The sequence below is a fragment of the Alistipes sp. Marseille-P5061 genome (assembly GCF_900290115.1).
GTDB classification, from domain to species: domain Bacteria; phylum Bacteroidota; class Bacteroidia; order Bacteroidales; family Rikenellaceae; genus Alistipes; species Alistipes excrementigallinarum.
In genome coordinates, this window is sequence record NZ_LT985748.1 from 22,958 (window position 1) to 36,347 (window position 13,390).

Below are 13,390 nucleotides of genomic sequence, written 5' to 3' on the forward strand. Positions count from 1 at the left end.
CTATTGACGGTTGCAGAACTCCGTGATGTTGCGCTCGATGCAGCCCACCAGCACCTCGACGGCCTCGACGGGCGACCAGGCGTTGTGGGGCGAGAGCAGGATGCGGTCCGGGGCGGCGATGTGCGTCAGCGGGTTGTCGGCCGCCAGGGGCTCCTGCGTGAAGACGTCGAGCGCCGCACCGGCGATGCTGCCCCGGTCGAGTGCCGTGGCCAGCGCCGCCTCGTCGACGATGCCGCCGCGCGCCACGTTGATGAGGATGGCCGACCGCTTCATGATTTCGAGCTCGGGGGCGCCAATGAGGTTGCGCGTCCGGGCGTTGAGCGGGCAGTGTATCGAGACGACGTCGGCCCAGCTCAGCAGCTCGGCCAGCGAGAGGGCGGGGTAGGGCTCCTCGCGTGCGACGCCCGAGGTGGAGGTGTAGCGGACCTCGCATCCGAAGGCCTCGGCAAGCCGCGCCACCTCGTGGCCGATGGTGCCCAGCCCGACGATGCCCCAGCATGAGCCGTGCAGCTGGTGGTTGGCCAGGGCGAAGTGGAACTGCCGCCCCGACGAGGCGTAGGCGCCGCTCTTGACGTAGCGGTCGTAGTAGACGCTGTGGCGCAGCAGCGCGATGGCGGCCCCGAGCGTCGTCTCGGCCACCGAGTGGGTCGAGTATCCGGCGGCGTTGCGCACCTCGATGCCCAGCTCGGCCGCAGCCTCGAGGTCGATGTTGTTCATCCCCGTCGCGGCGACGCAGATGAGCCGGAGCGAGGGCAGCGCGCGCAGCGTCTCGCGGTCGAGCACCACCTTGTTGGTGATGACGACCCGGGCCGTGCGGCAGCGTTCGATGACCTCCTCGCGGGTGGTGTTTTCGTAGCCCGTATAGTCGCCCAGCGCCTTGATGCGGCGCAGGTCGGCGCCGCCCAGCGTGTATTCGTCGAGAAAGACGATGGTAGGTTTCTTCGTGTTGTTTTCCATCTTGACAGTCAGTTAGTTGTTATATTACTTGTCCGTTTTCGTTCGTTGTTGTCCGCAGCCCGGCCGCGACTTCCAGCCGGGCCCTTCGCGGCGGCTTTTCCGGAGGCCTTCGGTCCCGTTTCGGGGTACCTCCGACGGCCGCCTTCTCCGCCTTGCCGGGTTCGTTTCCGGCGGTCGCGGCGTCCGTTTGACGGGTGCGTTTCCGGCGGCTGCCGCCTCCGCCTCGTTCGTCCCTCTGCCGCCTCCGCCCCGTTCGTCCCTCTGCCGGCTCTGGGCCGACCCCTTCCGGAAAGGGGCGTCGCGTCAGGGAATCGGCTCGCCCGCCAGGTCGCGGATGACCACCGAGGCGCAGCCGATGCCGAAGAGCGCCGGGAGGTAGGAGATGGTCCCGACGTTCGACTTCTTGTTCTGCTCCTCGCAGAGAATCATCGCCCCCTCGTGCATCGGTTCGGCCGAGAAGACGGCCCGGAATCCGCTCCGGATGCCGAGCTTGTGGAGCCGCTTGCGCAGCATGTGGGCCAGCGGGCAGTGGTGCGTCCGGCCGATGTCCGCAATCTCCATGCGCGTGGGGTCCGTCTTCGCACCGGCCCCCATCGAGCTGACGAGCCGCAGCTGGCGGTCGAGCGCCCCCTTGATGAGGGCCAGCTTGGGCGAGAGGGTGTCGATGGCGTCGACGACGTAGTCGTAGCGCGCGGCGTCGAGCAGCGTGTAGGTCTCCTCGTCGCGGATGTAGCGGTTGACCACCGTCAGCTCGATGTCGGGATTGATGTCGCGCAGCCGCTCGGCCAGCACCTCGGCCTTCGGTCGGCCGACGGTCGAGTGGAGCGCCACGAGCTGGCGGTTGATGTTCGACGGGGAGACCGTGTCGGCGTCGGCGATGGTCATGCGTCCCACGCCCGCGCGCGCTATCATTTCAGCGGCATAGGCCCCTACGCCCCCCAGCCCCACCACGAGGACATGGGCGCGGCGCAGCCGTTCCAGTTTCTCGGCTCCCAGGAGCAATTCAGTGCGTTCCAGCCAGTTGTCGTTTGTCATGTCGTTTCGAAAATGCGTTTGTAGTTCTCCCATGCCGCCTCGCGCAGCGCCTCGACGCTCACCCCCCTTGCTTCGGCCACCCGTTCGTAGAGCCGCCCGATGGGCGTCGGGCTCTCGTCCGTCTCGACGAAGAGCTGCCCGAGGGGCGTCGCGCGCAGCGCCTCCAGCGTGCGGGGCGAGGCGAAGGTCCGCTCGCCGAACGAGAGCATGCAGCCCCGCGCGAGGGCGCGCCGCGCCTGCTGCGGCGAGCCGATGAAGCCGTGGAAGATGACCGCACGGAGGTGGTGGCGTTCCAGCTCCTTCATCACCGGCTCGAAGGCCCGCACGCAGTGCAGCACCACGGGAAGCCCCCGCCGCTCGGCCAGTTCGAGCTGCGCGCGGAAGAGCTCCTCCTGTTGCGCGAGCGGCACGCCGCAGGCAAGGTCGAGCCCGATTTCGCCGACGGCCTGCGCCCCGTCGAGCTCACGGTCGAGCTCGTCGAGCGCCCTGCCGAGCCCCCCGGCGCCGGACGCCGCGACCTTCCACGGATGGATGCCCGCCGCCCGAAGCTCGATGCACAGACCCGTCGGCCGATGCGTGTGGATATTGACCCAAGGTGCAGTCATGAAGGCAAAAATACGCATTTCCCGGGGAAATTGTGGATTTGTAAGTTAATTTAAGAAATATTGTGCTCCGGATGGGGAATTGTCGGAAAAAAATCGTATTTTCGCACGCGAATTAGTGTGTTAGTCAGCTAACAACGTATGCGGAAACCCATAAATATTCCAAAATAACAATCAAAATCTTTAATCAATGTCGAAAATCATTACACTACGCAAGGGTCTCGACATCAATCTTCAGGGCAAGGCCGAGGAGACGTTGGCGGAAGCGCCGCGTTCGTCCGAATATGCCGTGTCGCCCCTCGATTTCGAGGGCGTGACGCCCAAGCTGCTGGTTAAGGTGGGTGACAAGGTGAAGGCGGGCACGCCGTTGTTCTTCAACAAGTACAACGAGCGGGTGCTCTTCACGTCGCCTGTCAGCGGCACGGTGACGGCGGTCAACCGCGGTGAGAAGCGCAAGGTGCTCAACGTGACGGTGGCTGCCGACGAGCGTACCGACTACGAGGAGTTCGCACGGCTCGAGCCGTCGAAGGCCTCGCGCGAGGAGATTGTCGAGCTGCTGCTCAAGTCGGGCCTCTGGCCGATGCTCGTGCAGCGCCCCTACGGCATCATTGCCGACCCGAACGACGTGCCGAAGGCGGTCTTCATCTCCGCATTCGACTCCGCGCCGCTGGCCCCCGACTACAACTTCGTGCTGCAGGGCGAGCAGAAGAACCTGCAGGCAGGTATCGAGGTGATGCGTCGTCTGACCCAGGGTAAGGTGCACCTCTCGATGCGCGCCGGCGCCGAAGGTGCGATGCCGTCGCTTAGAAACGTCGAGCTGCACACCTTTGCAGGCAAGCACCCCGTGGGCAACGTCGGTGTCCAGATTCACCACATCGACCCCATCAACAAGGGTGACGTGGTCTGGACGGTCAACATCCAGGACCTGGCCATCATCGGCCGCCTGTTCAACGAGGGCCGCGTCGACATGACGAAGGTCATCGCCGTGGCCGGCTCGGAGGTTGCCGCACCGCACTACGTGCGCATCGTCTCGGGCGCCAGCGTGGCATCGATTCTCGGCAACAACATCAAGCCCCAGAAGCCGGGCGACAGCGTCCGCATCATCTCGGGCAACGTGCTGACGGGTACGAAGGTCGCCGCCGATGGCTTCATCGGCTTCTACGCCAACATGCTGACGGTGATTCCCGAGGGCGACAAGTACGAACTGCTGGGCTGGGCGATGCCCCGCTGCAACAAGTTCTCGGTGTCGCACGCCTATTTCTCGTGGCTCTGCCCGAAGAAGTCCTACCGTCTGGACACGAACCTCAACGGCGGCGAGCGCCCCTTCGTGGTGACGGGTCTCTACGAGCAGTATCTGCCCATGGACATCTACCCGATGTATCTGCTGAAGGCCTGCCTGGCCGGCGACATCGAGAAGATGGAGAATCTGGGTATCTACGAGGTCGTGGAGGAGGACTTTGCACTCTGCGAGTTCGTCGACCCCTCGAAGACCGAGATTCAGCAGATTATCCGCGACGGTATTAACTTAATGATTAAGGAGGCTTAACGATGGGACTGCGTAAATTCATGGACAACATCAAGCCCACTTTTACCAAGGGCGGTAAACTGGGCTTCCTCGAATCGACATTCGATGCGTTCGAGACCTTCCTCTTCGTGCCCAATACGACTACGACGAAGGGTGCGCACATCCGCGACTGCAACGATATGAAACGTACGATGATTGTGGTGGTCGTGGCGCTGCTGCCGGCATTCCTCTTCGGATGCTTCAATACGGGTATTCAGGTCGGCCTGACGGGCTTCACGGCCTTCTTCTACGGTCTGGTGCGCGTGCTGCCGATGGTCTGCGTCTCCTACATCGTCGGTCTGGGCATCGAGTTCGCCTTCGCCCAGGCGCGCGGCCACGAGGTCAACGAGGGCTTCCTCGTCTCGGGTCTGCTCATCCCGATGATTATGCCGGTGAGCACGCCGCTGTGGATGGTGGCCCTCGCAACGGCCTTTGCCGTAGTCTTCGGCAAGGAGGTCTTCGGCGGTACGGGCATGAACGTCTTCAACCCCGCGCTGCTGGCCCGCGCATTCGCATTCTTCGCCTACACCCCCTCGATGTCGGGTGAGACGGTCTGGTACTCCGACTGGACGATGATGGGCGCTCACGTCGACGGCATCACCGGTGCCACGGCCCTCGAGCAGCTCGGCTCGACCGGCACGATGACCTTCTCGCCGCTGGACGCCTTCCTGGGCTTCATCCCCGGTTCGTTCGGCGAGACCTCGACGCTGGCCATCCTCATCGGTGCCGCGATTCTGCTGCTGACGGGCATCGCCTCGTGGCGTACGATGCTTTCGGTCTTTGTCGGCGGTCTGGCGATGGGCTACCTCTTCCAGGCTCTCGGCGTGACGGAGTATCCCGCATGGTGGCACCTGATTGTCGGCGGTTTCGCCTTCGGTGCGGTCTTCATGGCCACCGACCCCGTGACCTCGGCCCAGACCAACACGGGCAAGTACATCGTCGGCTTCATGACGGGCGCCCTGGCCATCCTGATTCGCGTGGTCAATCCGGCATATCCCGAAGGCATGATGCTTTCGATTCTCTTCATGAACGCGCTGGCTCCGCTGGTGGACCACTATGTGGTCGAGGCGAACATCTCGCGCAGAAACAAACGTGTTAAACTGGCAAAATAGGGAGTAGAATGGCAACGAAAAAATTCAAATGCAATGTTTGCGGCTATATCCATGAAGGTGCGGCCGCTCCCGAAAAGTGCCCCGTCTGCGGTGCTCCCGCATCGGAATTCACCCCTCTGAAGAAGAAGGGGCTGTTCAGCGACACGAACAGCAACGCCTATATCATCATGTACTCGACGGTGATGGTCATCATCGTGGCCGTCCTGCTGGCCGTAGCAGCGCTGGCGCTCAAGCCGCGTCAGGATGCCAACGACCTGAACGAGAAGAAGCGCAACATTCTGGCGTCGCTCTATGCGGGTGATGCCGCAAGAATGCAGGTCGACGCGGAGAAGCTCATCGACACGATTAGCTACGACGATGTCGTCAGCGCCTATGTGGTCAATGACCGCGGCGAGCGTATCGACGGCGATGTCTTTGCGCTGCTGAACGACCTGCCGACGGCCTTTGCCGAAGGGAAGCTCCCGGTCTTCGAGGCCAAGGACGGCCGCGTGGTGCTGCCCGTCTACGGTGCCGGTCTGTGGGGCCCGATTTGGGGCTACGTGGCGCTCGAGAAGGACATGAACACGATTTCGGGTATCATCATGGCCCACAAGGGCGAGACCCCGGGTCTGGGTTCCGAAATCGCCACGTCGAAGTATCAGTCCAAGTTCCTCGGCAAGACGATTTTCGAGGGTGACCAGTTCGTCTCGGTGAAGTTGCGCAAGGGCGGCGCCCAGGACCCCGCCCACGAGGTGGATGCCGTCTCGGGCGGTACGAAGACCTCGGACGGTGTGACGGCCATGCTCTTCGACAGCTTCTCGCACTATCTGCCGCTGCTGGAGGCCAAGAAGGCCGCAGCCGTGCAGCCGGCAGCCGCCGAGGAAGTGTCTAACGATGAAAATGTAGCAAGCAATGAGTAAGAACGAAAGAGAGCCTTTGTTTTCGGCTAAGAACATGAAATACCTGACGGGTCCCTTCTCGGCGAACAACCCCGTCATCGTGCAGATTCTCGGTATCTGCTCGGCTCTGGCCGTCACCGTACAGCTCAAGCCGGCCATCGTCATGGCACTTTCGGTGACGGTGGTGACCGCCTTCTCGAACCTGGTGATGTCGCTGCTGCGCAACGGCGTGCCGGCGCGTATCCGCATCATCGTCCAGCTGGTGGTCATCGCCGCGCTGGTGATTCTGGTGGACCAGGTGCTGAAGGCCTACGTCTATGAGGTCTCCAAGCAGCTGTCGGTCTACGTGGGTCTGATTATCACCAACTGTATCGTCATGGGCCGTGTCGAGGCCTTCGCGCTGGCCAACAAGCCGTGGCCTTCGTTCCTCGACGGTATCGGCAACGGCCTGGGCTACGGCATGATTCTGGTCATCGTGGCCTTCTTCCGCGAACTGCTCGGTTCGGGCAGCCTGCTGGGCTACCGCATCATCCCCGAAAGCTGGTACATGTCCGAGGGCGGCTTCTATTCGAACTGCGGTCTGATGCTCTTCCCGCCCATGGCGCTGATTATCGTCGGCTGCATCATCTGGGTACACCGTTCGCGCAACAAGGATTTACAGGAAAAATAGAAGATAACGTATGGAAACACTGAATATCTTTATCCGGTCGATTTTTATCGACAACATGGTCTTCGCCTTCTTCTTCGGCATGTGCTCCTACATCGCCGTGTCGAAGAGCGTCAAGACCGCACTGGGTCTCGGTGCCGCCGTTACCTTCGTGATGGTGATGACCGTTCCGCTGAACTATCTGCTCTATGAATACGTGCTCAAGGCCAACGCACTGGTCGAGGGTGTCGATTTGAACTTCCTCACCTTCATCGTCTTCATCGCAACGATTGCCGCATTCGTGCAGCTCGTCGAGATGATTGTCGAGAAGTTCTCGCCGACGCTCTACAACCAGCTGGGTATCTTCCTGCCGCTGATTGCCGTCAACTGCGCCATCATGGGCGGTTCGCTCTTCATGCAGCAGAAGGTTGACGCCGGCGAGCTCACCTCGTTCGTGCAGACCGTAGCCTATGGACTGGGTTCGGGCCTTGGCTGGTGGCTGGCAATCGTCATGATGGCCGCCATCCGCGAGAAGACGACCTATTCGCACATTCCCGCAGCGCTGAAGGGCCCCGGCATCGCCTTCATCATCACCGGCCTGATGGGTATCGCCTTCATGATATTCTCGGGCATCCAGTTCTAACCTGTAAAAAGTGATTTAGAAAATGGAATTGACAATCATCATAGCAATCGTGGCCTTCCTTGTCATCACGCTCGTCCTGGTGGCAATCCTGCTCGTAGCGAAGGCGAAGCTGACCTCGTCGGGCGAAGTGACGATTGACATCAACGACGGCGAGAAGGTCATCAAGGCCGAGAGCGGCAACTCGCTGCTTTCGACGCTGGCCAACAACAAGGTGTTCCTGCCTTCGGCCTGCGGCGGCGGCGGTTCGTGCGGCATGTGCAAGTGCCAGGTCATGGAGGGCGGCGGTGACATCCTGCCGACCGAAACGGGCTTCATCTCGCGCAAGATGGCCAAGGACCACTGGCGTCTGGGCTGCCAGGTGAAGGTGAAGAACGACCTCAAAATCAAGGTGCCCGAATCCGTTCTGGGCGTGAAGAAGTGGGAGTGCACCGTAGTATCGAACCGCAACATCTCGACCTTCCTCAAGGAGTTCGTGGTGAAGCTGCCCGAAGGCGAGCACCTCAAGTTCCGCAGCGGCGGTTACATCCAGATTGACATCCCGAAGTACGATGCCATCAAGTTCTCGGACATGGACGTTGACGAGAGGTACCGCGCCGACTGGGACCGCATGAAGATGTGGAATTTGGTGGCCACCAACCCCGAGCCGACCTTCCGCGCCTACTCGATGGCCAACCACCCGGCCGAGGGCAACATCATCATGCTCAACATCCGTATTGCCACTCCTCCGTTCGACCGTGCGACCGGCACGTTCAAGAAGGTGAACCCGGGTATCTGCTCGTCGTACATCTTCTCGCGCAAGCCGGGTGACAAGGTGACCATCTCGGGCCCCTACGGCGAGTTCTTCCTGCCGGACAACCTGCCCGACACGCAGGAGCTCATCTTCGTGGGCGGCGGTGCCGGTATGGCGCCCATGCGCAGCCACATCATGCACCTCTTCAAGACCGAGAAGACGAAGCGTCCGGTATCGTTCTGGTACGGTGCCCGTGCGCTCAAGGAGGCTCCCTATCTGCACGAGTTCCACGAAATCGAAAAGGAGTTCCCCAACTTCTCGTTCCACCTGGCGCTCGACCGTCCCGACCCGGAGGCCGATGCAGCAGGCGTGAAGTATACGCCGGGATTCGTCCACAACGTGCTCTACGAGAACTATCTGAAGCACCATCAGGCACCCGAGGACTGCATCTACCTCATGTGCGGACCCCCGATGATGATTGCGTCGGTGGTGAAGATGCTCGACTCGCTCGGCGTACCGCCCGAGAACATCCTCTACGACAACTTCGGCTCGTAGCCTGAGTTTCGGCCCGGCAACGGGCCATACGACAGGGAGACGGCAATCCGGTTTCGACCGGATGCCGCCTCCCTTTTTTATGGTACGACCCTTTGCCGGCGGGGCGCTTGCGAACCTTTCCCGGCGGGGCGCTTGCGGTTCTTCCCCCGGCAGGCCCGCTCTCGGTTTCTTTTTCTTTTCCCCCCCCGGCCGCCCCCTCCTTTTTGGAAGAAGGAGGGTCGTTCTTCGGGAATGGAGCAATTGGGAGTCGGCCCCGCGCCGGGTCAGAGCAGCTTGCCGCTCAGCAGAATGGCCGAGACGGTGAAGTAGATGATGAGCCCCGTCACGTCAACCAGCGTGGCGACGAAGGGGGCCGAGGCGGTGGCCGGGTCGAGACCGATGCGTTTGAGCAGCAGCGGAATCATCGAGCCCGAAACGGTGCCCCACAGCACGATGAAGAGGAGCGATACGGCGACGCTTGCGCCAATCCAGCCCCAGTACTCGCCGTAGTCGTAGAGGCCGAACTGCTGCCAGACGATGATGCGCACCAGTCCGATGCACCCCAGAATCGCCCCCAGCAGCACCCCCGAGAGCAGCTCCTTGCGCAGAATGTACCACCACTGCCTTATCCCCAGTTCGCCGAGCGCCAGCGCGCGGATGATGAGACTGGCGGCCTGCGACCCGGAGTTGCCTCCGCTCGAGATAATCAGCGGCACGAAGAGCGCCAGAACCACCGCCCGGGCGATTTCGTCGTCGAAATAGCCCATGGCCGAGGCGGTGAGCATCTCGCTCAGGAAGAGGATGACGAGCCATCCGGCCCGTTTGCGCACCAGCGAGAGGAGTGGCGTGCGCGTGTAGGAGAGCTCCAGTTCCTCGGCGCCGCCGAACTTCTGGAAATCCTCGGTGCCCGCCTCGCGCAGCGCCTTGAGCAGACGGTCGGCCGTGACGATGCCCAGCAGCGCCCCCGAGGCGTCGGTTACGGGGAGCGCCGTGGTCGCCTGACCCACCATGCGGGCGGAGGCCTCGCCCAGCGTGTCGCGCGCATGAAGGGGCGCGGCGGAGGGGCGGCAGAGCGACGCGACCGGCTCGGCGGGGTCTGCCAGCAGCAGCTCGTCGGGACGGAGTGCTCCGACGAGCCGGCACCCGGGTGCGGTCACGCAGAGCAGTTCCGCACGCGAAGCGGCGGTCGTCTGGCGCAGCCGTTCGGCGGCCGAGCCGGCGCTCAGGTCGTGTGGCAGGGTGAGGTAGCGGTGCGAGAGGAGCCTCCCGACGCATTCGCTGTCGTAGCCGGCCAGCAGGAAGCGTCGTTCGGGGGCGAGCCCGGCCGTATACTCCGGCAGCAGGCGCACCGCTTCGGCGGGCATCTCGTCGAGTTCATCGGGCGTGAAGGCCTCGAGCGGGGAGTCTCCGGCGGCGGCCATCGCCGCGAGTGCCGTGAGCAGCCTGCGGCGCAGGGGCGGGGCGAAGCCTTCGAAGAGGGCCTCGGCCGCACGATGCGGGGAGAGTCGGAAAAGGATGGCTTGAGCCTCGGCGGGGGAGGCTTCGATGAGGGCGTGGAGCGTTGGCAGGTCGCAACGGCTCAACGCCTCCCTGAGTGCATGCCAGTCGCCATCGGCGAGCAGCTGCAGCAGTCGGATGTTGGTCTCTTTCATGGCATGGTCTCCTTTTGTCCTGCAAGGGAGACCACGCGGGGCCCTTACAGGTGGTTCAAGAATTCGATGTCGTTTTCGTGAGTTTTCTGTACGGGCCTTCGTCCATGTTTTTGTTTTTTTGAGTTAGACACGGGGTTCCGGCGGCTGCCGGCGCTGCAAATGTACGCTCCCGAACCGGAAAAAACAACCCCGTGCGTCATTTTTCCCTGTTTCCCGAGTGCCGTGCCTCACAGATGGACATGCGGAAACGCCTCCGGGAACAGCTTCCGACCGTGTTTTGCAGATTTTTTTCAAAAAAGAGGTGAAAAATTTCCTCCCCCGCAAAATTTCTATCTTTGTGAGCGTAAGGTGTAAAAATCCGTTCACATGATGCATAAATCCGTCCGTCTGCTGTCGCTTCTCGCGGCCCTGCTCGCTCCGTTTGCAACGTTGGCCCAAGAGGCCTTCCCGCTCACCGGGCGCGTGGTTGACTCTCTGCTCCGACCCGTGCCGACGGCTGTGGTCGCAACCCTTGCCCCCGACTCGGAGGCGATGCTGCAGCACGCCGTGACCGACGACGAGGGGCGTTTTACGCTTTCGGCCTCGGGCCGCGTGCGTCTTTTCGTCAGCTGCCTGGGTTTTGCCCCCTATGTCGGCGAACCGTTCGACGCGGTGCGGGCGACCGACGTCGGGGAGCTGCGCCTCGAAGGGACGGCCGTCGGTATCGACGACGTGGTGGTCGTGGCCGAGAATCCCAACGCAACGCTGCGTGTCGAGCAGGGGCGCATGGTCTATACGCCCCGCAACAGCGCCTCGCTGGCGGGCGGTACGGCGCTCGACGCGCTGAAACAGACCCCCGGCGTGATGGTCAGCGGCGAGAACGAAATCTCGCTCGGCGGCAGTTCCGGAGTGCTGGTGATGCTCAACGGCAAGCAGACCTACATGCAGCGCGAGGAACTGGCCGCCATGCTGCGCTCGATGCCCGCCTCGTCGGTTTCGTCCGTGGAGGTGATGAGCAACCCTTCGGCGCAGTACGACGCCGAAGGGTTGGCCGGCGTCATCAACATCAACGTTGAGCGCGGGCGAAGTGCCGACGGCCTCTCCCTTTCGTTCAACAACGGCTTTTCGGTCTGGGACAACTGGCGGCAGAACACCGAACTCGCGTTCAGCTGCAATACCGGCCGGGTGAGTCTCTACGCCAACTACAGCCATGCGCTCGGCCGTACGGGGCTCTACTACGGCATGCACCGCATCCAGAACGGGACCGACTACCTGAGCCCGACCGACGACGAGGACCGGCGGCGCACCGTCACGGGCAACGTCGGGGTGGAGTACCGCCCCTCGGAGTACCATACGCTCGGTGCGCGGGTCGATGTCAACACGCTCTTCGGACCCGGTCGGACCCGCACGACCACCACGGTGCGGGACGCCGCGACGCTCGACGTCGAATCGCTCCTTCGCGCCTCGAACGACTACTACCGCCAGAAGGGCAACCGCTACGGCGGAACCCTCTTCTACACCTATGCGCCGCGCGAGGGCGAGCACTATGCGCTCGACGTCGACTACGCCTTCTTCGACGGAGGCGCCGGCTGCCTGCAGCCCAACCGTTACGAAGACCCGGCGGGCGTCGTCCTTTCCGACGACCTCTATCGCTCGGTGAACAGCCGCGCCATCGACATCCTGGCTCTCAGTTATGCGCAGCAGCACCGCCTGTGGGGCGGCACCCTGCACGCGGGGGTGAAGTATTCGTGGGTGCGGGCCGACAACGACTACCGGTTCTCGACGGTCGCCCCGGCGGGTGAGCAGCTCGACCCGTCGCAGTCGAGCCGCTTCCTCTATCAGGAGCAGCTGCTGGCCGCCTACTTCCAGTACAACCGTCCGCTGGGACGCCGTGCGACGCTCGAGGTGGGGCTGCGCGGCGAATATACCCGTTCGGACGGCGATTTGCGCCGCACGGACGGCTCTCCGCGCGAGCACAACCGCCGCCGCTACTTCGACCTCTTCCCCTCGCTTGCGCTCAGCTGGAAGGCGGGCGGGCAGAGCACCTTCGCCCTCTCCTACGGCAGCCGCATCGACCGCCCGGCCTATCAGGACCTCAATCCTTTCGAATACATGCTCGACGAGCTTACCTGCTGGCAGGGCAACCCCTTCCTCGAACCGCAGCGGAGCCATCGCGTGGCGCTCTCGTGGAGCTGGCGCAAAACGGCCGTCACGGCGTCGTACACCTGTCTGACCGACTATAGGACGCAAATCAGCGACACGCTCGACGTGAAGCGTCTGGTGATGACACCCCGCAACCTCGGGCGGCAGCACCGCCTCGCGCTCGAGCTTTTCCAGCAGGTGCGCGTCGCCCGCTGGTGGGATGCCGTGGCAGGTGTCACCTGCTACTGGCTCAACAACGATATCGCCTACGACCGCATGCGGCGCTTCGACCTGAAGCGTCTGGCCGCCATCTTCTCGCTGCGCAACACCTTCCGCCTGCCGGGACGTCTGCGGCTCGAGCTCGGCGGCAGCTTCACGACGCGGCGTCTGGGCGAGGCCATCGAGGTGTGCGAACCGACCGGCAGCGTCGATGTGGCGCTGAGCCGCAAGTTCCTTGGCGACCGCCTCGAGGCGAGCCTCGGCGTGAGCGACCTCTTCTGGACTTCGAACTGGGACAGCACGAGCCGTTACGAAGGATTCTACCTCTACAACTGGGGCAAATGGGAGTCGCGGCAGGTGAAGTTCAACCTTACCTATCGTTTCGGCGCCCCTGCCGGGCGCGAGCGCAGGAGCGGCCGCGACCTCGACGAGCTGAACCGTCTTTAGCGCGCTCTGGTTCGGTCGGTGATGGCCCGGTTCCGGCTGATTCCGGTGCGGGAAGTGCCCGATTACGGGCAGGGTAGATGGTCCCCGGTTGGGGCGGTCTCGGCCGATTCCGGTGCGGCGGGTTGGATTCGGACCGGGGCGAACCGGTACGGGAGGTCGGTTCTGGGTGGGGCTGTTGGTTCCCGGGCAGGGTAGGGCGGCGGGTCGGTTCAGTTGCGTCCGGTTGGTTCAGTTGCGTTCGGTCGCGTCC

Annotated in this window: 11 protein-coding genes; 7 read left to right on the forward strand and 4 right to left on the reverse strand. The window is 63.1% G+C overall.

The features are described 5' to 3' along the window. The 3 genes from C8267_RS00090 to C8267_RS00100 all read right to left on the reverse strand — a co-directional run bounded on the left by C8267_RS00090 (nt 1) and on the right by C8267_RS00100 (nt 2,597). Nucleotides 1–957, reverse strand: coding sequence for an NAD(P)-dependent oxidoreductase (locus C8267_RS00090; protein WP_087362371.1), 957 nt, complete (start codon nt 955–957; stop codon nt 1–3). Between the two features lie 303 nt (nt 958–1,260). Further along, nucleotides 1,261–1,992 carry a tRNA threonylcarbamoyladenosine dehydratase gene (locus C8267_RS00095; RefSeq protein WP_087362370.1) on the reverse strand — a complete coding sequence of 244 codons (732 nt, stop codon included), beginning with the start codon at nt 1,990–1,992 and terminating at the stop codon, nt 1,261–1,263. Next, nucleotides 1,989–2,597, reverse strand: a complete 609-nt coding sequence (locus C8267_RS00100; protein WP_087362409.1) for a TatD family hydrolase — start codon at nt 2,595–2,597, stop codon at nt 1,989–1,991. Before C8267_RS00100 ends, C8267_RS00095 begins: the two co-directional genes overlap by 4 nt. A 187-nt stretch (nt 2,598–2,784) precedes the next feature. Here C8267_RS00100 and C8267_RS00105 point away from each other — a divergent pair, with 187 nt between their 5' ends. Genes C8267_RS00105 through nqrF form a run of 6 tightly spaced genes read left to right on the forward strand, consistent with a single transcriptional unit; the run spans nt 2,785 to nt 8,722 of the window. Further along, on the forward strand, nt 2,785–4,140 hold the full coding sequence (locus C8267_RS00105) for a Na(+)-translocating NADH-quinone reductase subunit A (RefSeq protein ID WP_106633227.1): 1,356 nt from the start codon (nt 2,785–2,787) through the stop codon (nt 4,138–4,140). 20 nt (nt 4,141–4,160) lie between these two features. Further along, nucleotides 4,161–5,270, forward strand: coding sequence for an NADH:ubiquinone reductase (Na(+)-transporting) subunit B (gene nqrB / locus C8267_RS00110; RefSeq protein WP_087362408.1), 1,110 nt, complete (start codon nt 4,161–4,163; stop codon nt 5,268–5,270). An 8-nt stretch (nt 5,271–5,278) separates the two neighbouring features. After that, entirely contained in the window at nt 5,279–6,169 is an 891-nt protein-coding gene (locus C8267_RS00115) for a Na(+)-translocating NADH:ubiquinone reductase subunit C (RefSeq protein ID WP_087362368.1), read from the forward strand. Then, nucleotides 6,162–6,818, forward strand: coding sequence for an NADH:ubiquinone reductase (Na(+)-transporting) subunit D (locus C8267_RS00120; protein WP_087362367.1), 657 nt, complete (start codon nt 6,162–6,164; stop codon nt 6,816–6,818). Before C8267_RS00115 ends, C8267_RS00120 begins: the two co-directional genes overlap by 8 nt. Before the next feature lie 10 nt (nt 6,819–6,828). Further along, complete coding sequence (gene nqrE / locus C8267_RS00125) at nt 6,829–7,437, forward strand: NADH:ubiquinone reductase (Na(+)-transporting) subunit E (RefSeq protein WP_087362366.1); 609 nt, start codon at nt 6,829–6,831, stop codon at nt 7,435–7,437. A gap of 22 nt (nt 7,438–7,459) precedes the next feature. Then, a complete protein-coding gene (gene nqrF / locus C8267_RS00130) occupies nt 7,460–8,722 on the forward strand; it encodes an NADH:ubiquinone reductase (Na(+)-transporting) subunit F (RefSeq protein ID WP_087362365.1) in 1,263 nt (420 codons plus the stop codon). A gap of 263 nt (nt 8,723–8,985) precedes the next feature. Here the strand turns inward: nqrF and mgtE are convergent, their stop codons facing one another. Next, nucleotides 8,986–10,353 (reverse strand): magnesium transporter, encoded by a 1,368-nt coding sequence (gene mgtE, locus C8267_RS00135; RefSeq protein ID WP_087362364.1) that lies wholly within the window; start codon nt 10,351–10,353, stop codon nt 8,986–8,988. A 366-nt stretch (nt 10,354–10,719) separates the two neighbouring features. Between mgtE and C8267_RS00140 the strand changes: the two genes are divergently transcribed. After that, nucleotides 10,720–13,140: an outer membrane beta-barrel family protein gene (locus C8267_RS00140; RefSeq protein WP_234025632.1), complete on the forward strand. Its 2,421-nt coding sequence runs from the start codon at nt 10,720–10,722 to the stop codon at nt 13,138–13,140. Nucleotides 13,141–13,390: the final 250 nt, after the last annotated feature.